Below are 21379 nucleotides of genomic sequence, written 5' to 3'. Positions count from 1 at the left end.
GCGTTTGACCGCACTTCGCGGCATACGTCCGGCACCACAACTCCATGATCGGCCCCCGAGGAGGGGGAGGGAGGGATCAGGGGCGGGTCAGGCCGCGGGGTAGGAGCCTCGTGGGGAGCACTGTGGTCGTCGGTGCGGAGTCGTCGCCGGCTATGCGTTGGAACAGCCGCTCGGTGGCTACCCTCGCCAGCTCCCGGGTGTCGTACCCGACGACGGTCAGCGGCCGGGGCATCAGGTGCGCCAGTTCGAAGTCGTCGAAACCGACCAGCGCGGCGTCACTGCCGCGGCGGTGCAGCTCCTGGAGCGCGCCGACGGTGAGCCGGTTGTTGGCGCAGAAGAACGCGGTGGGCGGGTCCGCCAGGTCGAGAAGCGCGCCGACCGCCCGACCGGCCTCCTCGGGAGCGATGAGCCTCTCGCGGACCAGCGACTCGTCCGGCTCGACCCCGGCCGCCTCCAGCGCCGCGCGCGCCCCGACCAGCCGCTCGCGCATCGTGGGTACGCTCGGCGCGCCCAGCAGGAGGCCCACCCGGCGATGCCCCGCGTCGAGCAGCGCGCCCACCCCGGCATGGCTGCCGCCCCGGTTGTCCAACAGCACGGCGTCGGCGTGCAGCCCCTGCGGCGGCCGGTCCAGGAACACCACCGGCATCCCCAGCTCGACCTCACGACGCAGGAACGAGTGGTCGAGGCCCGCCGGCACCACCAGCAGCCCGTCGACCCGGCGCTGGGTGAAGTCCTGGAGCAGGGCGCGTTCCCGCTCCGGGTCCTCCTCCGACGAGGCGGTGATCAGCATGGTGCCGTGGGCAGCGGCAATCTCGGCGGCGACGCTGGCGATGGTCGCGTAGAACGGGTTGGCGATCTCCTCGATGAGCAACCCGACGGTGGCGTTGAGCTGCCGGGAGCGCAGGTTGCGGGCGATGTCGTTGCGCCGGAAGCCCAGCTCGGCGATGGCGGCCAGCACCCGGTTGACCAGTTCCTGCCCCACCGGCTCGTCGTTGACCACCCGGGAGACCGTCTTCAGGCTGACGTCTGCGCGTCGGGCCACGTCGACCATCGTGGGGCGTCGACGCGCTGTCGGCCGGGTCGGGGTCTGGGTCACGGGGTGGTCCTCCACGGCGGACGCGGGTCAGCGGGCGAGCGCGGCGAGCGCATCGACCGCTTTTCGGGCGGCGATGAGCACCGGGTCCCACACCGGCGCGTACGGCGGAGCGTAGCCCAGGTCCAGTGACGTCATATCGTCCACCGTCATGCCGTTCCAGAGTGCCACGGCCAGCGTGTCGATCCGTTTGGCCGCCTCGGACCAGCCGACGATCTGCGCGCCGAGCAACCGGCCGCTGGGACGCTCGGCGAGCAGCTTCACCGTCATCGGCCGGGAACCGGGGTAGTAGCCGGCCCGGTTTGTCGACTCGGCGATCACCGAGACGAAGTCGAAGCCGGCCGTCCTGGCCTCGCCCTCGCGCAGGCCCGTCCGACCCACCTCCAGGTCACAGACCTTGGTCACCGCCGTGCCGATCACGCCGGCGAACGTGGCGTACCCGCCGCCGATGTTGATCCCCGCAACCCGGCCCTGCTTGTTGGCATGCGTGCCCAGCGGCACGTGTACCGGCATTCCGCTGACCCGGTGCAGGGTCTCCACGCAGTCACCGGCAGCCCAGATCCCGGGCAGCCCCGGCACGCGCATCCGGCGGTCCACCCGGACCCCACCGGTCGGCCCGATCGGCAGCCCGGCAGCCTCGGCGAGCGCGGCGTTGGGGCGTACGCCGAGGCCCAGGACCACGACGTCGGTCGGCATCGGCCCCTCGGCCGTGACCACCGCGGACACCCGGCCGTCCCGCTGCTCCAGGCCGGTCACCGGCAGGCCGGTCCGGATCGTGATGCCGAGGCCGCGCATGGCCTCGGCCACCAACTCGCCCATGTCGCCGTCCACCGTCGCCATCGGCTGGTCGCCCGCCTCGACAAGGGTCACCGAGAGGCCGCGCTGGATCAGCGCCTCGGCGATCTCGACGCCGATGTAGCCGCCGCCGACCACCACGGCCCGGCGCGGCTTCGGCTCGGAGTCCAACCACTCGCGCAGCGCCGCCCCGTCGTCGAGGGTCTGCATGCCGAACACGCCACCCGCGTCGGTGACCGCCCACGGCGGCTTGACCGGCACCGCGCCGGTGGCGTACATCAGGTCGTCGAAGCGCTCGCGGACCTCTCCGCCGCCCTCCAGATCCCGGGCCACCACCTCGCGGCGTTCCAGGTCGATGCTCGTGACCTCGTGGCGCATCCGGACGTCCATCGCGTACTCGGTGCGAAACGTCTGCGGATCCCTGGCGATCAACGCGTCCGGGCCCGGCACCAGGCCACTGATCCAGTACGGGATGCCGCACGCCGAGTAGGAGGTGAAATGGCCCCGCTCGAAGACCACGATCTCCAGGTCGTCGCGGTCGCGGCGGCGTCGGGCCTGGGACGCCGCCGACATTCCGGCGGCGTCCCCGCCGATGACGATCAGGCGTTGCGCCACAGGCTCATCCTGTCACGACGGTGTTCAGCCACGGGTCTGCCGTGCGACGTCCTGCACCACGTCGGTGAGTCGTCCGGTGCGCTCGTACACCGCGCGTTGCCGTGCGGCCCCGGTGCCGTGCCGGCGCAGCCCACCCAGCAGATCGGTCACCTCGGCCCAGTCGCCATGCTGCTCCAGCGCCGGTCGCATCCGCTCGACGAACCGGTCCAACAGCTCCCAGGCCGGGCGCAGCTCACCGGTGGTGACGTCGACGGCCTCGCCTTCCAGGCCGTCGTGGGCCGCTCGCCAGTGGGCGCCGACCAGCAGGTGGTGGTCGGTCTGCAACGCCGGGCGGTCGGCCTCGACATCCGCCATGGCGGTGGCCACCAGGGCCCGGACCAGCGCGGCGACCAGCACCGCGTCGTCCACCGACGGGCAGACGTCGCCGATCCGCAGCTCCACCGTCGGATACTTCGCCGACAGCCGGGCGTACCAGTAGAGCATCCCCTCGTCGAGCATCACCCCACTGGAGATCAACTGGCGGATCAGCCGCTGGTAGTGCTCGTGCGACTCCAGCAGCGGCGTCGGCGCGACCGACGGCCAGCGCTCCCACTCCACGGATCGCCAGCTGGCGTAGCCGGTGTCCTCGCCACGGGCGAACGGGGAGTTGGTGGTGATCGCGTGCAGCATCGGCAGCCACGGTCGTACGTGGTTGAGCACCTGCACGCCGGTGTCCGGGTCGGGCACGCCCACGTGCACGTGCATGCCGTTGTTGCCGGGGCCTGGGACGAGCAGTCGGAACCGCTCGATCATCCGGTCGAAGCGGGGCTTGTCCACCACCGGCGGCACCGGGCCGTCCACCGGGCCGGTGCCGATGGCGAGCACTGTCACGCCGGCCCGCTCGGCGGCTTCGGCGAGCGCCCGACGCAGTACGCCGAGGGAGTGCCGGATCGACGAGAGCTCCAGGCCGGGCGGGCTGCCGATCTCGATCTGACTGGTCTGGAACTCCCGTTCCACCTGCCCGCGCAGCTCGGCCGGCACCTGTTCCATGACCAGATCGACGGCCGGGACCGCAGCTCCGGTGTGCGGGTCGACGAGCAGGAACTCCTCCTCGACACCCACGGTGAGCAATCCGGTCGCCGCAGCCTCTTCGCTGAGCGCCTCCGCCACCTGACCGGTCATCGACACCACCGCCCGTTTCTGCCGAATCGCGGCCCATCCGCGTCGGTCCGTCGTCTGGTTACCCAACGTGGTGATGCCGGGAAACGTGGCGGTGGCGCGTCGTCCTCGGCGTGCCGGCACCCGGGGTCGCGATTCGCCCGGACGGCGTGACACCGCGTCCTATGCTGAGCCCGTGCCGGTGCCGCTGGGTTTCGTCGGGTTCGCGTGGCTGTACGCGTTCGCCCAGCTCACCCTGCTCGCGGGCCGGCCGGCCGACCTGCTCGCGGGCGCCGCGCTGACCGCCCTGGTGCTGCTCGCCGTGGTGCTGGCGGCTCGGGTGCACGACCGCGCGGGTACGCCTGGCGCCGGCCCCCGGTGGGCCGGGTTGCGGGCCCGTTCCCGTGGTCGACGGGTGCCCCGGCAGATCGACCCGGACGCCGCCGGCCGACCTCGTCCCCGTGCTCCCGGACACCCCTCGGCCGCGTAGCGCCACTCCGCCGCGCGGCCGATCCCGCCGTCACCGGTCCCCCCTGTCGAGCGGACACCGCCCGGGGGAGGGCCCCACCGGAATCGGACCGAGGGGTTTTCCATGCTTGCCTTCGCACCACTGCACGACGTTGTCGGCGCTGCCGGCACGGCACTGTCCTGGCTCACCGACCTGCTCGAACCACTGGCCGGCGGGATGGCGACCGCCGCCGCCATCGTGCTCTTCACCGTCGCCGTCCGACTGCTGATCTCGCCGCTCACCGTCGCGCAGGTCCGCGGCGAGCGGCGCCGCGCGGCGCTCGCCCCACAGGTGCGTGATCTACAGCAGCGGTACGCGGACGACCCGGCGGCGCTTCAGCGCGAGGTGTTCGCGTTGTACCGGGAGGCTGGGGCGAACCCGATCGCAGGCTGCCTGCCGTTGCTGCTCCAGGCTCCCTTCCTGCTGGTCCTGTACCGGCTGTTCACCACGAGCGAGGGTGGCACCGGGCTGCTCGACGAGCGGCTCGCCGGGGTGCCGCTGGGTCACCATCTCAGCGACGGGTTGGGCGGGGCGGCCGGCCCGCTCTTCGCCATCCTGCTGGCGGTGCTGCTGGCGGTCGCGTGGTGGTCGTCGCGGCGGGCGCGGCGGGCGTCGGCGGCGGTCGGGACGGTGGCCGGTACGCCCACCGAGGGGCCGGGGGCGGCTGTGCTCGGGCGGCTGCTGCCTCTGCTGCCGTTCACGACGGTGCTGGTGGCGCTGGTGCTGCCGCTCGCCGCGGTGATCTACCTGGTCACCACGAGTGTGTGGTCGGCGGTCGAGCAGGCGGTGCTGCGCCGACCCCAGGCGATCCCACCGTCGCAGGCCCTGGACAGAAACAGTTAACCGTCTTAATAATTAGCGTTGACGTTGACGTCCATGGATGCCCGTTCCCGGGCGCGGAGGGTCGCATGAAGCCTGCCAGATCCCTAGTCCTGTCCCTGGTCACCGCGCTCGCCGCGACGCTCGGCGCGGCCGGGGTGGCGCTGCCGGCGTTCGCCGCCGGACCGACCGCCAGCTTCGTCAAGACCGCCGACTGGGGCTCCGGGTGGGAGGGGAAGTACACCATCACCAACGGCGGCAGCTCGGCCATCAACGGCTGGAGCCTCACCTTCGACCTGCCGTCCGGCACCACCCTCGGCAGCTACTGGGACGCGTTGCTCACCTCCGCCGGCCAACGGCACACCTTCATCAACCGGTCCTGGAACGGCACCATCGCCCCGGGCGCCTCGGTCTCCTTCGGCTTCCTGGCCAGCGGCTCCGGCTCGCCGAGCGGATGCCAGCTCAACGGCGCGGCCTGCGGTGGCGGCACCCCGCCCACCACGCCGCCGCCCACCACCCCACCGCCCACCACTCCACCCCCGACGACCCCGCCGCCGACCGACCCGCCCACCGGTGACCTGCCGAAGCACCTGCTCACCGGTTACTGGCACAACTTCGACAACCCCGCCGTCGAGCTGCGGCTGCGCGACGTGCCCAACGAGTACGACCTGGTCGCGGTCGCCTTCGCCGAGGCAACCGCGACGCCCGGCGCGCTCACCTTCGGCATCGACCCCGGCCTGGCCGCCGCGCTCGGCGGCTACACCGAAGCGGACTTCACCGCCGACGTGCGTACCCTGCACAGCCGGGGCAAGCGGGTGATCCTCTCGGTCGGCGGCGAGACCGGCCGGGTCACCGTCAACAACGCGGCCTCGGCCGCCGCGTTCGCCGACACGGCCGCCGCGCTGATCGCCCGCTACGGCTTCGACGGGATCGACATCGACCTGGAGAACGGGCTCAACCCGACGTACATGGCGCAGGCGCTGCGCGCGCTGCGGGCCAAGGTCGGGTCGAGCCTGATCATCGCGATGGCACCGCAGACCATCGACATGCAGAACCCGGCCGGCGGCTACTTCAAACTGGCGCTCGACATCAAGGACATCCTCACCGTCGTCAACACCCAGTTCTACAACTCGGGGGCGATGCTCGGCTGCGACCAGAACGCCGCCTACGGGCAGGGCACAGTGAACTTCATCGTCGCGCTGGCCTGCATCCAGTTGGAAGCGGGGCTGCGCCCCGACCAGGTCGGTCTCGGTCTGCCGGCGGGGCCGGGGGCGGCCGGCGGCGGCATCGTCGCGCCCAGCGTGGTCAACGCCGCCCTGGACTGCCTGACCCGGGGCACCAACTGCGGCAGCTTCCGGCCGCCGCGCACCTACCCCGGCATCCGGGGCGCGATGACCTGGTCAGTGAACTGGGACGTCAGCAACGGCAACGGCTTCGCCAACGCGGTGGGGCCGCACCTGGACACCCTGCCCTGACCATGCTCGCCGGCGTCCGGCCAGGACGCCGGCGGTGAGCGATAACGCGGATCAACGACCGGCGGTCACCGACCGCCGGTCGTCGCGCTCCCGGCGGCGGCGGACCTTACGGATCGCCCACATCACCACCATGACGACGAAGACCGCGACGATCGCGTAGTTGAACCAGTCGCTGTAGCGCTCGACGTCCTGCCAACGGCTCCCCAGCGCGTAGCCGGCCCCGACGATGAGACCGTTCCACACCCCGCTGCCGATGGTGGTGAGCAGGATGAACTCGCCCAGCGGCATCCGGTTGGCCCCGGCCGGCACGGAGACCAGGCTGCGGACCACCGGCACCACCCGGCCGATCAGCACCGCCCACCGGCCGTGCCGCTCGAACCAGCGGTCGGCCTTCTCCAGGTCGTCGCGGTCCACCAACGGGATGCGGTCCAGCCAGCGCTTCAGCCGTTCCTCGCCGAGCGCCGCGCCGAGCCAGTAGAGCACCAACGCGCCGACCAGGGAGCCGACCGTCGCGGCCAGCACCACGAGGAAGACGTTGAACTGGCCCTCGTGGGCCAGGAAGCCGGCGAGCGCCAACACGATCTCGCTGGGAATCGGCGGGACGATGCTCTCCAACGCCACCAGCAGCGCCACGCCCACCGGCCCCATCGCCTCGATCACCGAGGCCACCCAACCGGTCAGCCCGGTGAACTCGGACGGGTCGCCACTCTGGGCGTACGCCATGGTCGTCCTTCCGGTCGGCTTCGGGGGATCGGAGGGTCATACCCAGCAGGGCCCGCGCTACACCTGCGCTCAGTGCTCCGGGTGCAGCGCGGTGTCCGCCGGCCCCTGCCGCCACCCGGTGAACACCACGGTCAGGCCGGCGCGGGACGGCGCGCAGCAGAACGGCCCGGCCAGCGCCTCGGCCGCCGGGTCCAGCGGGGTGAGCCGGACCAGTCGCCACGGCTCCTCGTCGACCCGGGCGCGGACGGTCAGCGCGTCGCCGGCCCGACTGGCCCGCACTGTCACCTCCCGGCCCGTCCACTGCGGCACCGGCGCCACCGACCAGTCGGAGAACTCCCGGGTCACCACCGCGCCGAGCTGCGACTCGCCGTCACTCATCTCGACACCGGCCTTGGTCCACGTCCGTTCGTCGACGCGGACGAGCACACCGGCCTGGTCGAACTGTGCCGAGAAGTCGAGCCGGAAGCTCACCTCCATGGCCGCGCCGACGGGCAGCGGTGCCAGCAGCGCAGGGCCGTCGTCGTGGACAAAGCCGTAGCTGGTCCGCCGCCAGAAGTCGCTCTCCGCGGCCGGTTCGACGACCAGCTCACCGGCCGGGCCCTCCTCGACGCGCACCGGCGGGTGCAGCCAGCTGCCCCGCGACCAGTCCATCAGTTCGCTCGGCGGTACGAGGTCGATCTCCATGACCGGCACGGTAGCCCACCACGAGGTGCGGCCCGCCGGGCTGGTTTGCCGCGGTGATCGAACGGAGATGTTCCTCCGGCATGGGTGACCGTTGGTATTCCGAAGCCGTCGTCTACTGCCTCGACATCGACACGTACGCCGACTCCAACGGCGACGGCGTCGGTGACATTCGTGGGCTGATCGGGAGGCTGGACTACCTGGCCCGGCTCGGGGTGACCTGCCTGTGGCTGCACCCGATCCACCCGTCGCCCAACCGTGACGACGGTTACGACGTCACCGACTTCTACAACGTCGACCCGCGCTTCGGCACGCTGGGCGACTTCGCCGAGCTGCTGCACCAGGCACAGAACCGCGGCATCCGCGTGATCATCGACCTGGTGGTCAACCACACCTCCGACGAGCACCCGTGGTTCCAGTCCGCCCGCTCCTCGCCGGACTCGCCGTACCGGGACTGGTTCGTCTGGTCCGACACCGAGCCGGACGACCGGCACCAGGGCATGGTCTTCCCCGGCGAGCAGAAGGAGACCTGGAGCTACGACCGCACCGCCAAGGCCTGGTTCTACCACCGGTTCTACAAGTTCCAGCCGGACCTCAACTTCGCCAACCCGGAAGTCCGGGCCGAGGTCAAGAAGATCATGTCGTTCTGGCTCCAGCTCGGCGTCTCCGGCTTCCGGATGGACGCGGTGCCGTTCATCATCGAGCTGACCGAGCCGGGCAACCCGAACTCGCCGAAGGACTTCGAGTTCCTCACCGAGATGCGCCAGCACGTGCAGTGGCGGCGCGGCGACGCCGTCCTGCTGGCCGAGGCGAACGTCGAGCCCAACGAGCTGCCGACCTTCTTCGGCGACGGCAGCGGCTCCGGCAACCGGATCCACATGCTCTTCGACTTCATGCTCAACGGTCGGCTCATGCTCGCCCTGGCCCGGCAGGACCCGGAGCCGCTGATCGACGCGTTGCACGACACCCCGAAGCTGCCGGTCGGCGGGCAGTGGGCCACCTTCCTGCGCAACCACGACGAGATCGACCTGTCCCGGCTGACCACCGAACAACGCAACCAGGTGTACGAGCAGTTCGGCCCGGACGAGAACATGCGCATCTACGACCGGGGCATCCGTCGCCGGCTCGCCCCGATGCTCGGCAACGACCGTCGTCGCCTCGAACTGGCGTACGCCCTCCAGTTCTCCATGCGCGGCACCCCGGTGCTGCGCTACGGCGAGGAGATCGGGATGGGCGAGGACCTGTCGCTGCCCGGCCGGGAGGCGATCCGTACCCCCATGCAGTGGTCGTTCCAGCCGAACGCCGGCTTCTCCACGGCGGACCCGGAGAAGCTGGTCCGCCCGGTGATCGACAAGGGTGAGTTCGGCTACCAGAACGTCAATGTCACCGCCCAGCGGAGCGACGCCAAGTCGCTGCTCGCCTGGTTCGAGCGCATGATCCGTACGCTGCGGGAGGCTCCGGAGATCGGCTCCGGCTCCACCACCCACATCGACGTGGCCATGCCGGCCGGAGTGCTCGCGCACCGGGCGGACGGGCCGACCGGGACCATGGTCTTCGTGCACAACCTCGGCACCGACGACGTCGAGGTGGACCTGAGCAGCCTGGAACCGGAGGCCGACCTCCCGATCGACGTGCTCACCGACCGCGGTTACGGCGAGCTGGGCAAGCTCGGCGCGGTGAAGGTCTCCGGGTACGGATACCGGTGGATTCGCCTATGCCGAGGGTCGGCCTGTTGACGTTAAGCTCCTCCGATCGACCGCACGTTACTGGGAGGTAATCATGTCGGAGGAGCCCCGCGTCGCCATCGTCACCGGAGCCGCACGCGGTATCGGTGCGGCCACCGCCCGGCGGCTGGCCGCCGACGGGATGGCCGTCGCCGTGGTCGACATCGAGGAGTCGGCCACCAAGGAGACGGTGGACGCCATCGCCGCCGACGGTGGCCGGGCGCTCGGTGTGGGCGCCGACGTCTCCGACCGCGATCAGGTCGAGGCGGCGGTGGCCCGTGTCGCCGCCGAGCTGGGCGTGCCCACCGTCCTGGTCAACAACGCTGGCGTGCTGCGCGACAACCTGCTGTTCAAGATGACCAACGCCGACTGGGACACGGTGATGGGCGTGCACCTGCGGGGTGCGTTCCTGTTCAGCCAGGCCGCGCAGAAGCACATGGTGGACCGCAAGTGGGGGCGGATCGTCAACCTCTCCAGCACCTCCGCGCTGGGCAACCGGGGCCAGGCGAACTACGCCGCCGCCAAGGCCGGCCTCCAGGGCTTCACCAAGACGCTCGCCATCGAGTTGGGGCCGTTCGGGGTGACCGTCAACGCGGTCGCGCCCGGCTTCATCGTCACCGACATGACCGCTGCCACCGCCGCCCGCATGAAGGTCGACTTCGACGACTTCCAGAAGCACGCCGCGGCCGAGATCCCGGTCCGTCGGCCGGGGCGGCCGGAGGACGTCGCGCACACCATCTCGTTCCTGGCGAGCGAGGGTGCCGGTTTCGTCTCCGGCCAGGTCATCTACGTCGCCGGCGGCCCACGGGACTGACAGGCTCTTCCGACGAGGGCGTTCCTTCGCGCAGGGGACGCCCTCGTCGCTGGGTCAGGCGGGGTCGCGGCGGGTGCGCCAGAGCCAGATCAGGCCGAGCACCGGCAGCACCAGCGGGATGTAGCCGTACCCGCTGCCGAACTGCGACCAGACCGTCTCGTCCGGGAAGAGATCCTTGTCGACCAGGCTGAGGATGCCGACCGCGACCACCCCGACCAGTTCCACGGAGCAGCACGCCAGCGCGACCCGTCGCCCGGTGTGGCCGGCACGAGCGAGCCCCACCGCAGCCACGATGTAGATGAGCGCGGCCAGCGCGGACAGCAGATACGCCACCGGCGCCTCGTCGAACTTGGTGGCGATCTGCAGGCCGGCCCGACTGGTCGCCGCGATCGCGAAGAGCAGGTAGACCGCGATCAGCAGCCGACCAGGCCCGGTGTTCGTGCGACGCCGGACCGGTTGTGTCTCAACCACCGAGCACCTCCCAGGTCTGCTGCAACCGGACCACCACCACCGGGGTCACCAGGCAGACCGCGCACACGATCGCCGAGCCCCATCGGGTCGGCTCCATCCGGGCCAGCACCCACGCCAGCGGCGGCAGACAGACCAGCGTGACCAGGTAACCGAAGAAGGCGCCGGGCTCGCCGGGCCGATCCCCGCCGCCGACCGCGACGAGCGCCAGCACGCCCAAGACGAGCAACGCCACTTCGAGTACGGCCAGACCGACGAACTGCGCCCGGTCCGGCGGCCGTTGGCGAACCGCCCCTACCAGCGCCCACGACGCGACGAGCAGCGACAGCACGATCGACACGGTCGACACGATCCCGTCCACCGGTGAGTCGGCGCTCACGCTGGTCACCGGACCCGCCCGGTCGTTGCCTCGGTCACCGGCACAGCCTACTAACCGTCGTAGTAACGGGATGACCCTGCCTCGCCCTCGCCCTCGCCCTCGCCGCCGCCGCCGACCACGGGCGGACGGCAGGGTGTCCGCCGCTCGCTGTAGAGCTGCCCCGTGAGTGGGGCGCGGCGGGTCGGCTGTCGTGGTCGGGGGTCACCCCCGCGCGTGGGGTGCGGCGGGAGACTCAATGATCGACTCGGCTTTCTGTAAGGCGGGGTGTCGCGAGCCTCCGGATGCCCCGGAATCAAGGAATGCGAGTCGATCACGCCTCCGGCGGCCCGTCCCGACGTCCCGCCCTGGCCCTGGCCCTGGCCCTGGCCCAGGCCCAGGCCCAGGCTCCGCCCCACGGGTGGGGCAGCTCGACAGGCGCCGACCGGATCCCCGCGCCGACCGGATCCCGGCGCCGACCGGATCCCGGCGCCGACCGGATCCCGGCGCCGACCGGATCCCGGCGCCGACCGGATCCCGGCGCCGACCGGATCCCGGCGCCGACCGGATCCCCGCGCCGACCGGATCCCCGCGCCGACCGGACTCTGGCCACGCCCGGACCCCGGCCACGCCCGGTGGCACAGCATGTGAGCTGCTCCGGTTGGTCGACCCGCCGCCAATGCCCATGGTGGGGCGACTAGCGTGGATCGCGTCCGTGGCGTTGCCGCGGGGTGGGGAAACAGCGGAGGTACACGTGCTGCGGTTCGGTTTGTTCGGCACCGGTCACTGGGCGATCGAGACGCACGGGAAGGCGTTGCACGCACACCCGGACGCGGAGTTGGTCGGAGTGTGGGGGCGTAACCCGGAGCGGGCCTCCGCGCTGGCCGAGCGGTACGGGGTGCCGGCCTACGCCGACGTCGACGCCCTGATCGAGCAGTGCGAGGCGGTCGCCGTCGCGCTGCCGCCGGACGTCCAGGCCGATATCGCGGTCCGGGCCGCCTCCGCCGGACGGCACCTGCTTCTGGACAAGCCGCTGGCGCTCAGCGTGGCCGACGCCGACCGGGTGGTCGCCGCCGCCGAGGAGTCCGGGGTCGCCTCGGTCGTCTTCTTCACCCAGCGGTTCCAGCCGAACGTGACGGCGTTCCTCGCCGCCACCGCTGCCGCCGGGGGGTGGCAGCACGGCCGGACCACCGCCTTCGCCTCGATCTTCCAGGACGGCAGCCCGTACGGCGGCTCGTTGTGGCGCCGGGAGCACGGCGCGCTCTGGGACATCGCCCCGCACGCGCTCTCCATCCTCCTGCCCGTGCTGGGTCGCGTGACCCAGGTGGCGGCGATGGACGGGCCGAGCGGCATGGTGCACCTGCTGCTCACCCACGAGGGCGGTGCCACCAGCAGCGCCTCGCTCTCCCTGGATGCCCCGACCGAGTCGATGGCCCGGGAGTTCGTGTTCTACGGCGAGAACGGCATCGAGAACGTCCCGTTCGGCGAGAACGACGCCGCCACCGCGTTCGGCGTCGCGATCGACCAACTGGTCGAGCAGGTGCGGGCCGGCACCCGCGACCACCGCTGCGACGTCCGCTTCGGCCGGGAGGTCGTCGGCATCATCGCCGCCGCCGAAACCGCCCGCGCCGAATCCCGCACCGTCGCCCTCGCGTAACCCGAGGGTCGCGGCGCTGGAGGACAGCTCAGGAGAGGGTGGTCAGCGCGGCGCTCAGCTCGTCCGGTGAGTCGAACTGATCCGCCGGCAACGCCTGCAACATCTGCAACATCGCCGTGCTGGCCCCGTTCTCCTGGCCCCAGCGGACCAGATCCTCCCGGGAGACCGGGTAGTCGAGCCCGGCCAGGTACTCCTGCAACTGAACGCCGGTGACGGTCATGTCAGCCGGCTACCCGCTCGCGGTGGCCGTACACCGGCTCGGTCGGCACCCCCGGCGGCCCGGCGGCCGGCGTGTCGGGCCGCGGCGCGCCCACGGTTTGCCGCAGCGGCGGCCGGGTAGCCGCTGGCATGCTGGTTCAGCGGCTCGGCGCGCCGAGCGACTTCGACCCGTTGCTGGAGCGCGTTCGCGACGCCCGGGTGGTGATGATCGGAGAGTCCACCCACGGCAGTTACGACTACTACCGGTTGCGTGAGCAGCTCACCCGCCGGTTGATCGCGGAGTGCGGGTTCTCCTTCGTGGCCGTGGAGGGTGACTGGCCGGACTGTGACCGGGTGCACCGCTCGGTGACGGCCGCGCCGGGTGGCGCACTCGAACCGCAGTTCGCCCTGGAGCAGTTCGAGCGGTGGCCGACCTGGATGTGGGCCAACGCCGAGGTGGCCCGGTTCGCCAGTTGGCTGCGGGCCTGGAACGTGGAGCGGCCGGAGGATCAACGGGCCGGGTTCCACGGGCTCGACGTGTACAGCCTCTGGGAGTCGATGCAGGCGATCTTCGACTACCTGGGGGAGGAGGACCCGACGTCGCTGGAGGCGGCGCAGGACGCCTACCGCTGCTTCGAGCCGTACGGCAAGAGGGTCGAGGAGTACGGCGCGGCCAGCAGGTTCGTCTCCGCCCGTTGCGAGGAGGAGGTGGTCCGGCTGCTCGCCCGCACCCGCGAACACGCCCTCTCCGACGGCCCGGATCGCTTCTCGGCCTGGCAGAACGCGGAGGTGGTGGCCGGCGCGGAGCGGTACTACCGCGCGATGGTGGCCGGCGGGCCGGACTCGTGGAACATCCGCGACACCCACATGCAGGACACTCTGGACCGGCTGCTGGACCGGTACGGGCCGGACGCCCGGGGGGTCGTCTGGGCCCACAACACGCACGTCGGGGATGCCCGGGCCACCGACATGGCCGCCGACGGGATGGTCAACATCGGTCAGTTGGCCCGGGAACGGCACGGCGACGACGCGGTGGCCCTGATCGGCTTCGGTAGCTACCGGGGCACGGTGATCGCCGCTCCCCGTTGGGGCTCGCCCGCCGAGGCGATGGTGGTGCCTCCGGCGCGGGAAGGGTCGGTCGAGCGGCGGTTGCACGAGCTGATGCCGGAGCGGGCGGTCCTGATCTTCGGCGGCGACGACCAGCCGGGCTGGGTCACCGAGACTGTGGACCACCGGGCGATCGGGGTCGTCTACGACCCGTCCTTCGAGTCCTGGGGCAACTACGTGCCGACGCGACTCGGCGACCGGTACGACGCCTTCATCTGGTGTGACGAGACGACGGCCCTGCACCCGCTGCCGGTCCCGGCCGCCCCCGGCGAGATGGAAACGTACCCGGCCGGGGTCTGACCCGACCCGGTCGCGCCGATCATGGAGTTGTGGTGCCCGACCAACGCCCCGGACCGGGGCACGGCGGACACCACAACTCCATGATCGACCAGTGGGGTTCAGACCCGCGTGGGGGTCCGGTCCTCCAGGTGCTCGCGCAGACCCTCGCCCTCGATGTCCACATTGGGCAGGGCGCGGTTGAGCCAGCGGGGGAGCCACCAGGCACGGTCGCCGAGCAGGGACATCACCGCCGGCACGATGGTCATCCGGACCACGAACGCGTCGATGGCCACGCCGATGGCGAGCGCGAAGCCCATCGACTTGATGATCGGGTCTTCGAGGAAAACGAAGCCGCCGAAGACGGACATCATGATCAGCGCGGCGGCGGTGACCACCCGGGCACCGTGGCCCATGCCGCTGATCGTGGCCTCACGCGCGGTGTCGCCGTGCACGAAGTCCTCCCGCATCCGGGAGACCAGGAACACCTCGTAGTCCATGGCCAGCCCGAACAGGATGCCGATCAGCAGGATGGGCAGGAAGCTGACCAGCGGGGCCGGGGTGTCCAGTCCGACCAGGTTGGCGAGGTGGCCCTGCTGGAAGATCGCCACCGTGATGCCGAACGTGGCGGCCACGGTGAGCAGGAAGCCCAGCGCCGCCTTGAGCGGCACCAGCAGCGAGCGGAACACCAGCATCAGCAGCAGCACCGAGAGCCCGACGACCAGCAGCAGGTAGATCGGCAGCGCATCGGAGAGCTTCTCCGAGACATCGATCCCGACCGCGGTGGCGCCGGTGAGCAGCACCTCGACGCCCTGGACCCCGCCGACCGCGTCGCGGACGTCGTGCACCAGGGTCTCGGTGGCCTCGTCGGTCGGGCCGGTCTTCGGCACCACGCCGAGCAGCGCGGTCCGCCCGTCCGGGCTCAGCTGCGGCGGTGCCACCGCGAGGACGTTCTCGGTGCGCTGGATCATCGCGGTCACCTGCGGCACTGCGGCCGCGGTCGCCTGCGCGTCGTCGCCCGCCACGACCACCGCGAGTCGGCCGGTGAAGCCCGGACCGAAGCCCTCGGTGGTCAGGTCGCTCGCCACCCGGGCCGGTGAGCCCACCGTCGCCGTGCTGGCGTCCGGCAGGGCCAGCCGCATGTCCGGCGTGGGCAGCGCGAGCAGGCCCAGGCCGAGCAGCGAGACCAGGATGACCGGCACCCGGAAGCGGATGACGAACCGCGCCCAGCGGAAGCCGAACCCGGAGCGGTCCTCGGCCGGCACCGTCTCTTCGCCCACCGGCTCACCAGGCGCCGCGGCATCGACCGTGGAACGCAGGCGGCGCGGCAGCACCCGGTTGCCGGCGAAGCCGAGGAGTGCGGGCTGGAGGGTGATCGCCACGAGCACGGCGATGGTGACAGTGCCGGCGGCGGCGAGACCCATCACGGTGAGGAACGGAATGTTCACCACGGCCAGGCCGGCAAGGGCGATGACCACTGTGGCACCCGCGAAGACCACGGCGGAACCGGCGGTGCCCACCGCGCGGCCGACCGCCTCCTCCGGGGACAGGCCTTCGAGCAGGTTCTGTCGGTGCCGGGAGGTGATGAACAACGAGTAGTCGATGCCGACGGCGAGGCCGAGCATCAGCGCCAGGATCGGCGCGGTGCTCGTCAACTCGATGACGCCGCTCAGCGCGAACAGACCGGCCATGCCGACGCCGACGCCGATCAGCGCGTTGAGCATGGTCATTCCAGCGGCGACCAGTGAACCGAACGTGATGATCAGGACGATCGCGGCGACCAGTACGCCGAGCGCCTCGGTGGAGCCGATCTCCGGCTCACCACCCAGCACCTCGCCGCCCGGGGCGACCTGCCAACCCTTCGCCTCGACGGCGGCGCCGACCTCCTCGTACGCGGTGCGCTGCTCGTCGGTCACCTCGTCGCCGCCGGTGGCGAACTGGACCTGGACCAGCGCGTACCGGCCGTTGGGCGAGACCGCGCCGACCTGGAACGGGTTGACCGCGCCGACCACGCCGGGCAGTGTCGAGGCCTCCTGGACCAGCTCCTGCACCACGGCCTGACCCTCGGGGGTGGCCAGTTGACCGTCGGCCGGCGCCTTGACCGCGATGGTGCCGGTGGCGCCGCTGGCTGCGGGGAACTGCTCGCTGAGCAGGTCGAGCGCGCGCTGGCTCTCGGTGCCGGGCATGGTGAAGTTGCTCGCCGTCGGGCCGCGCAGGGTCGCCGCGGCCAGGCCGGCGACGACGAGTACGACGAGCCAGAGCGCGACGACGAGCCGTCGCCGGCGCAACGCGCCCCGGCCGAGCCGGTAGAGCAGGGTGGCCATCAGAAGTCCTTGTCCTCGGTCGTGGGTTGTTGGGGCAGGGCTGCGTCGACGGGTTCGACGGCCCGCCGGACGAGGGTGAGCAGGGCGGAGCGCAGGTCGTCGTCAGGAATGTCGACGAATTCGGCGCACGCCTCGGGGATGCCGGCCAGCAGCACCAGTGCCGTGACCCGGGCTACCGGCCGGTCCGAGTGGCCGGCCAACGCGTCCCGAAGGCGTTCCGAGATCTGCTGGATGTGTGCGAAGGCCGGCTGGCAGAGCAGTTCTGCGAACTCGCCGCGGAGCAGCGCGATCTCACCCCGGAACCGGACCGCGAGGTCGACGAAGCCGACGGCGGCGGCCTGCTGGGCGGCCGCTCCGGTCAGCCCGGTGAGCTGGTCGTCGAGGTCTCGCAGCACCGCGATCGCCGGGGCCATCAGCTCGGCGAGCAGGGCTTCCTTGCTGGCGAAGTGGTAGAGCACGGTCGCCTTGGAACAGCCGACCTCGCGGGCGATGTCCTGGAGCGAGGTGCCCCGGTAACCGGTCACCGCGAACTGCCGCGCCGCCGCGGCGAGGATCTCGCCGTGCGTCTCGGACACTGCTCTGGCCATCACTGGTCCACCTCCGCAGACCAGCATGCCTGACCGATCGGTCAGACCCTGACCGATCGGTCAGATTGGCGTGGTGGCGTTCCCCACACCGGCGCGCGGTTTAACCGGCGTGCGCGGCGTCGTACCTGGTCCGCGCCTCGGCGATGGCCCGGCGGTGCCGCTCGGCCCAGCTCGTGAGTGCCACCAGCGACTCGTAGAGCTCCAAGGCCATCGGGGTCGCCGTGTACTCGACCTTGGGCGGGACGGTCGGATAGACCGTGCGGTGCAGCAGGCCGTCCCGTTCCAGGTTGCGCAGCGTCAGCGTGAGCATCCGCCGACTGATCCCCTCGACGTTCCGCTCCAGCTCGGTGAAGCGCACCGGGCCGTGTGAGGCGGACACCAGGATGCTGATGCTCCATTTGCCGCCGACCCGGTCGAGCACCTCGCGGACGGTGCAGGCCCGGGCCTGACCCGGGGTGAACGGCACGTTCTCGGCCGCGCAGCTCAACTCGGCCTTCACCTGCGCGGACACATCGCTGTTCCTCTGGGACACAACAGTGCCTCCTTCCGCTCCGGCTCATGGTCACAGACGATGACCTCGGTAACAAACCGTGCACCAAGGAGGGGTTCCATGGACCGTGTCGTCGCGTCCCGCTGGCCAGCGCTGCTGGTGCTCTGCGCCGGCAGCCTGATGATCATCCTGGACGGCAGCGTGGTCGCCGTGGCACTGCCCGCCGTACAACGCGACCTGGGCTTCACCGCCGCCGGCCTGGCGTGGGTGGTCAACGCCTACCTGGTCGCGTTCGGCGGGCTGCTGCTGCTCGCCGGCCGCCTCGGCGACCTGCTCGGCCGACGGCGGGTCTTCCTGGCCGGCATCACACTGTTCACAGTGGCCTCGGTGGCCTGCGCGGTCGCCACCGGGCCGGCGCTGCTGGTCGCCGCGCGCTTCGGGCAGGGCGTCGGCGGCGCGCTCGCCATGGCGGTCAGTCTCGGCATGATCGTCCGGCTCTACCCCGAGGCGGCCGAGCGGGCCCGTGCGATCGCCGTGTTCAGCTTCACCGGAGCGGCCGGCGCGTCGATCGGCACGGTCGCCGGTGGACTGCTCACCGAGGCTGCCGGCTGGCGGTCGATCTTCCTGGTCAACCTGCCGATCGGGGCGGTCATCCTGCTCGCCGCCGTCCGCCTGCTCCCCGCCGAACGGGGGATCGGCCTGCGGTCCGGCCTGGACGTGCCCGGCGCGCTGCTCGCCACCGCCGGCCTCATGGTCGCTGTGCTGGGCATCGTGGGCACCGCCGAGCACCGCTGGACCAGCCCACGCACCCTCGGTACGGCGGTGCTCGCGGTGCTGCTGCTCGGCGGGTTCGCCGTACGTCAGCGGGTGGCGGCCGTCCCGCTGCTGCCGGCCCGGGTGCTGCGCGTACCGGGCCTGGTCGCTGCGAACACCGTGCAGTTCCTCATGGTCGCCGCGTACTTCGGCTTCCAGTTCCTGCTTGCCGTGGAGCTGCAACTGGTGCTCGCGCTGGACGCGTCGGCCACCGGCTGGGCTTTCCTGCCCACCCCGGTGGTGATCGCGGTGGTGTCGCTCGGCTTCGCCGGTCGGCTGATCGCCCGCTGGGGTGCCCGGAGCGTGCTCCTGGCCGGGCTCGGCCTGGCGACCGTCGGGTTCCTGCTGCTCGCCCGGCTGCCCGCAGACGGTGGCTACGCCGTGGACGTACTCCCCGCCATGCTCGTCTTCGGGGTGGCCGGCGGCCTGACGCTGCCGGCGGTCACCACCCTCGCGATGGCCGGCGCGACCGACACGGACGCCGGGCTCGCCTCCGGCCTCGCCAACACCACCCAGCAGGTCGGCGGCGCGGTCGGCCTGGCCGTGCTGGCCACCCTGGCCGCCGCTCGCAGCGACGCTCTGCGGGCTTCCGGCTGGGCCGAGACGGCAGCGCTCGCGGGCGGCTACCGGACCGCGTTCGCCGTGGCCGCCGGCCTGGTGGTCGCCGCGCTGCTGGTCGCGGTGACGACGCTGCCCCGACACCCGGCCGGCGCCGCGTCCGACGCCGGTCCTGCGGACCCGGTCGGCGCAGGGGCCGGAAACGATCCGCACCGAAGCGCCGCGTCCGGTTGACCGACGGCACTCAGGCCGGGAGGGTGGTCGGGTGAGCGAGGCTGACGAGACCCGGGACGGCGTGGCCCTGACCAACCTGGACCAGCCGTTGTCCGACCGCGACGACGCGACAAAGCGCGACCTGGTCGACTACCTCGACGCGGTCCACGACCCGATCCTCGCGCAACTGCGGGGCCGCCCGCTGTCGGTGATCAGGGTCCGCCCCGGCCAGCCACCGTTCATGCAGAAGAACCTTCCCCGCTACACGCCGGACTGGGTCCGCCGGGTGCCGGTCTGGGCGGAGGCGTCGCACCGGGAGATCTCGTACGCCCTCTGCGACGACCGCCGTACCCTGCTCTGGTTCGCCAACCAGCGGGCGGTGGAGTACCACCCGACGCTGGCCACCGCGGCGGACCCGCACCGCCCGACCCACCTGGTGCTCGACCTGGACCCGCCGGAGGGCGACGGGTTCCGCGCGGCGGTCGCCGCCGCCCTGTTGGTCCGCCAGGCGCTCGCCGACTCCGGCCTCGCCGGCGCCGTCAAGACCAGCGGGGCCAAGGGCGTGCACGTGTTCGTCCCGGTGGCCGACGAACCCACGGCGGAGGAGTTGGCCGCCGCAACCCGGGCGCTCGCCGTCCGCGCCGAGCGGCTCGACCCGGCGCTGGCGACCACGGCGTACATCAAGGAGGACCGGGGTGGCCGGGTCTTCGTGGACGCCACCCGCGCAGGCGGGGCCACCGTGGCCGCCGCGTACAGCCCTCGACTGCGCCCCGGGATGCCGGTCTCCTTCCCTGTCGACTGGGCCGACCTGACCGAGGTGACCCCCGCCGACTTCACCATCCGGACGGTGCCGTCGCTGGTCGCCGACGGCGATCCCTGGGCCGCGCTGATGCCGGCCCCGCAGCCGCTCCCCGCCGACCTGGTCGCCGAGGGCCGGACCATCCCGGTGGCCCGGGTGCAGGCCATGCACGAGGGGAAGCGCCGGGCCCGTGCCCGCCGCGAGGCCGGCTGACCAGGTTCGTCGGCCCTCGCTCGCGCCCGGCGACCGGCTGAATGTCGGTGGGTTGTGGCACGATTTCCCAGGTGAGCAGCAAACCCGACGCGACCCAGCGACTGGGCGACCTGGCGCGGCTGCGCCGGGTCCGCGACCGGATCGACCGGGAGTACTCGCAACCGCTGGACGTCGAGGCGCTCGCCCGTGGCGCGCACATGTCGGCGGGGCACCTCAGCCGCGAGTTCCGGCTCGCCTATGGCGAGTCCCCATACAGCTACCTCATGACACGACGGATCGAGCGGGCCATGGCGCTGCTGCGTCGTGGCGACCTGAGCGTCACCGATGTCTGTTTCGCGGTGGGCTGTTCGTCGCTGGGCACCTTCAGCACCCGTTTCGCCGAGCTGGTCGGCGTGCCGCCCAGCGTCTACCGCCGTGAGGCGGCGCAGGCGACGGCGGGGATGCCGTCGTGCGTGGCGAAGCAGGTGACCAGACCGATCAGGAATCGAGAAGCGCGGGTCACGGAGCCGCAACTAGCGTGACGGCCATGGACATCACGATTCACTCCAGCTTCCTTCCGCACACCGATCCGGACGCCTCCCTGGCCTTCTACCGCGACATCCTCGGCTTCGAGGTCCGCCTCGATGTCGGTTACGAGGGGATGCGCTGGATCACGGTCGGGCCGGTCGGCCAGCCCAGCACAGCCATCGTCCTGCACCCTCCGACCGCCAACCCGGGCATCACCGACGCCGAGCGGCAGACCATCCTTGAGCTGATGGCCAAGGGCAGTTACTTCGGTGTCAACCTCGCCACCACCGATCTGGACGCCACGTTCGCGAAGCTGGAGGCCAGCGACGCCGAGGTCGTCCAGGAGCCGACCGAGCAGCCGTACGGCGTACGCGACTGCGCCTTCCGGGACCCCGCCGGCAATATGATCCGCATCCAGGAAGTGCGCTGA

The 21379-nt window shown here is 71.8% G+C and carries 22 protein-coding genes; 11 read left to right on the top strand and 11 right to left on the bottom strand.

The window, feature by feature from the left end:
• Window positions 1–76: 76 nt before the first annotated feature.
• From CLT68_RS01270 to CLT68_RS01260, 3 genes are read right to left on the bottom strand one after another with little or no spacing between them, the layout of a single operon-like run.
• The gene (locus tag CLT68_RS01270; RefSeq protein WP_486482046.1) at window positions 77–1096 is read right to left on the bottom strand and encodes a LacI family DNA-binding transcriptional regulator; all 1020 of its coding nucleotides are present in this window, start codon (window positions 1094–1096) and stop codon (window positions 77–79) included.
• Between the two features lie 27 nt (window positions 1097–1123).
• Window positions 1124–2503, bottom strand: a complete 1380-nt coding sequence (locus CLT68_RS01265) for an FAD-dependent oxidoreductase (protein WP_099848273.1) — start codon at window positions 2501–2503, stop codon at window positions 1124–1126.
• 24 nt (window positions 2504–2527) lie between these two features.
• Window positions 2528–3664, bottom strand: a complete 1137-nt coding sequence (locus CLT68_RS01260) for a glutamate--cysteine ligase (RefSeq protein WP_199176963.1) — start codon at window positions 3662–3664, stop codon at window positions 2528–2530.
• A 172-nt stretch (window positions 3665–3836) separates the two neighbouring features.
• On the opposite strand from CLT68_RS01260, the gene CLT68_RS01255 reads away from it, so the two are divergent.
• From CLT68_RS01255 to CLT68_RS01245, 3 genes are all read left to right on the top strand, one after another.
• A complete protein-coding gene (locus CLT68_RS01255) occupies window positions 3837–4130 on the top strand; it encodes a DUF6412 domain-containing protein (protein ID WP_231927131.1) in 294 nt (97 codons plus the stop codon).
• A 102-nt stretch (window positions 4131–4232) separates the two neighbouring features.
• On the top strand, window positions 4233–4991 hold the full coding sequence (locus CLT68_RS01250; RefSeq protein ID WP_099848269.1) for a YidC/Oxa1 family membrane protein insertase: 759 nt from the start codon (window positions 4233–4235) through the stop codon (window positions 4989–4991).
• A gap of 65 nt (window positions 4992–5056) precedes the next feature.
• The gene (locus tag CLT68_RS01245; protein ID WP_099848267.1) at window positions 5057–6442 is read left to right on the top strand and encodes a cellulose binding domain-containing protein; all 1386 of its coding nucleotides are present in this window, start codon (window positions 5057–5059) and stop codon (window positions 6440–6442) included.
• 51 nt (window positions 6443–6493) lie between these two features.
• Here CLT68_RS01245 and CLT68_RS01240 read toward each other — a convergent pair whose 3' ends face one another.
• Window positions 6494–7165 (bottom strand): DedA family protein, encoded by a 672-nt coding sequence (locus CLT68_RS01240; RefSeq protein ID WP_099848265.1) that lies wholly within the window; start codon window positions 7163–7165, stop codon window positions 6494–6496.
• Window positions 7166–7234: 69 nt separating this feature from the next.
• The gene (locus CLT68_RS01235) at window positions 7235–7849 is read right to left on the bottom strand and encodes a DUF1349 domain-containing protein (RefSeq protein ID WP_099848263.1); all 615 of its coding nucleotides are present in this window, start codon (window positions 7847–7849) and stop codon (window positions 7235–7237) included.
• Between the two features lie 80 nt (window positions 7850–7929).
• On the opposite strand from CLT68_RS01235, the gene CLT68_RS01230 reads away from it, so the two are divergent.
• Together CLT68_RS01230 and fabG are read left to right on the top strand one after the other, a co-directional pair.
• The gene (locus tag CLT68_RS01230; protein ID WP_099848261.1) at window positions 7930–9582 is read left to right on the top strand and encodes an alpha-amylase family protein; all 1653 of its coding nucleotides are present in this window, start codon (window positions 7930–7932) and stop codon (window positions 9580–9582) included.
• 43 nt (window positions 9583–9625) lie between these two features.
• Window positions 9626–10384 (top strand): 3-oxoacyl-ACP reductase FabG, encoded by a 759-nt coding sequence (gene fabG / locus CLT68_RS01225; RefSeq protein WP_099848258.1) that lies wholly within the window; start codon window positions 9626–9628, stop codon window positions 10382–10384.
• Between the two features lie 54 nt (window positions 10385–10438).
• Here the strand turns inward: fabG and CLT68_RS01220 are convergent, their stop codons facing one another.
• Together CLT68_RS01220 and CLT68_RS01215 are read right to left on the bottom strand one after the other, a co-directional pair.
• Window positions 10439–10855, bottom strand: a complete 417-nt coding sequence (locus CLT68_RS01220) for a hypothetical protein (RefSeq protein ID WP_099848256.1) — start codon at window positions 10853–10855, stop codon at window positions 10439–10441.
• Complete coding sequence (locus tag CLT68_RS01215; RefSeq protein ID WP_099848254.1) at window positions 10848–11240, bottom strand: hypothetical protein; 393 nt, start codon at window positions 11238–11240, stop codon at window positions 10848–10850. The genes CLT68_RS01220 and CLT68_RS01215 overlap by 8 nt, the downstream gene beginning before the upstream one ends.
• 721 nt (window positions 11241–11961) lie before the next feature.
• Here CLT68_RS01215 and CLT68_RS01210 point away from each other — a divergent pair.
• Window positions 11962–12864, top strand: coding sequence for a Gfo/Idh/MocA family protein (locus tag CLT68_RS01210; RefSeq protein WP_172862099.1), 903 nt, complete (start codon window positions 11962–11964; stop codon window positions 12862–12864).
• A gap of 28 nt (window positions 12865–12892) precedes the next feature.
• On the opposite strand, the gene CLT68_RS01205 is transcribed toward CLT68_RS01210, so the two are convergent.
• Entirely contained in the window at window positions 12893–13084 is a 192-nt protein-coding gene (locus tag CLT68_RS01205; protein WP_088949951.1) for a DUF2795 domain-containing protein, read from the bottom strand.
• Window positions 13085–13212: 128 nt separating this feature from the next.
• On the opposite strand from CLT68_RS01205, the gene CLT68_RS01200 reads away from it, so the two are divergent.
• Window positions 13213–14469, top strand: coding sequence for an erythromycin esterase family protein (locus CLT68_RS01200; RefSeq protein WP_099848252.1), 1257 nt, complete (start codon window positions 13213–13215; stop codon window positions 14467–14469).
• 98 nt (window positions 14470–14567) lie between these two features.
• Here CLT68_RS01200 and CLT68_RS01195 read toward each other — a convergent pair whose 3' ends face one another.
• From CLT68_RS01195 to CLT68_RS01185, 3 genes are all read right to left on the bottom strand, one after another.
• The gene (locus tag CLT68_RS01195) at window positions 14568–16769 is read right to left on the bottom strand and encodes an MMPL family transporter (RefSeq protein ID WP_099848250.1); all 2202 of its coding nucleotides are present in this window, start codon (window positions 16767–16769) and stop codon (window positions 14568–14570) included.
• The gene (locus tag CLT68_RS01190; RefSeq protein ID WP_099848248.1) at window positions 16769–17356 is read right to left on the bottom strand and encodes a TetR/AcrR family transcriptional regulator; all 588 of its coding nucleotides are present in this window, start codon (window positions 17354–17356) and stop codon (window positions 16769–16771) included. Before CLT68_RS01190 ends, CLT68_RS01195 begins: the two co-directional genes overlap by 1 nt.
• Window positions 17357–17456: 100 nt before the next feature.
• On the bottom strand, window positions 17457–17843 hold the full coding sequence (locus CLT68_RS01185; RefSeq protein ID WP_099856671.1) for a winged helix-turn-helix transcriptional regulator: 387 nt from the start codon (window positions 17841–17843) through the stop codon (window positions 17457–17459).
• A 123-nt stretch (window positions 17844–17966) separates the two neighbouring features.
• Here CLT68_RS01185 and CLT68_RS01180 point away from each other — a divergent pair, with 123 nt between their 5' ends.
• From CLT68_RS01180 to CLT68_RS01165, 4 genes are all read left to right on the top strand, one after another.
• Window positions 17967–19451 carry an MFS transporter gene (locus CLT68_RS01180; RefSeq protein WP_199176962.1) on the top strand — a complete coding sequence of 495 codons (1485 nt, stop codon included), beginning with the start codon at window positions 17967–17969 and terminating at the stop codon, window positions 19449–19451.
• Between the two features lie 31 nt (window positions 19452–19482).
• On the top strand, window positions 19483–20442 hold the full coding sequence (locus CLT68_RS01175) for a DNA polymerase domain-containing protein (RefSeq protein ID WP_088949946.1): 960 nt from the start codon (window positions 19483–19485) through the stop codon (window positions 20440–20442).
• A 71-nt stretch (window positions 20443–20513) separates the two neighbouring features.
• Window positions 20514–20963: a helix-turn-helix transcriptional regulator gene (locus tag CLT68_RS01170; RefSeq protein WP_099848244.1), complete on the top strand. Its 450-nt coding sequence runs from the start codon at window positions 20514–20516 to the stop codon at window positions 20961–20963.
• Window positions 20964–20968: 5 nt separating this feature from the next.
• On the top strand, window positions 20969–21379 hold the full coding sequence (locus CLT68_RS01165; RefSeq protein ID WP_088951985.1) for a VOC family protein: 411 nt from the start codon (window positions 20969–20971) through the stop codon (window positions 21377–21379).

The organism is Micromonospora sp. CNZ299 (assembly GCF_002754415.1).
Note: the sequence above shows the minus strand (reverse complement) of the source record. Positions and strands in the feature narration are given on the sequence as shown.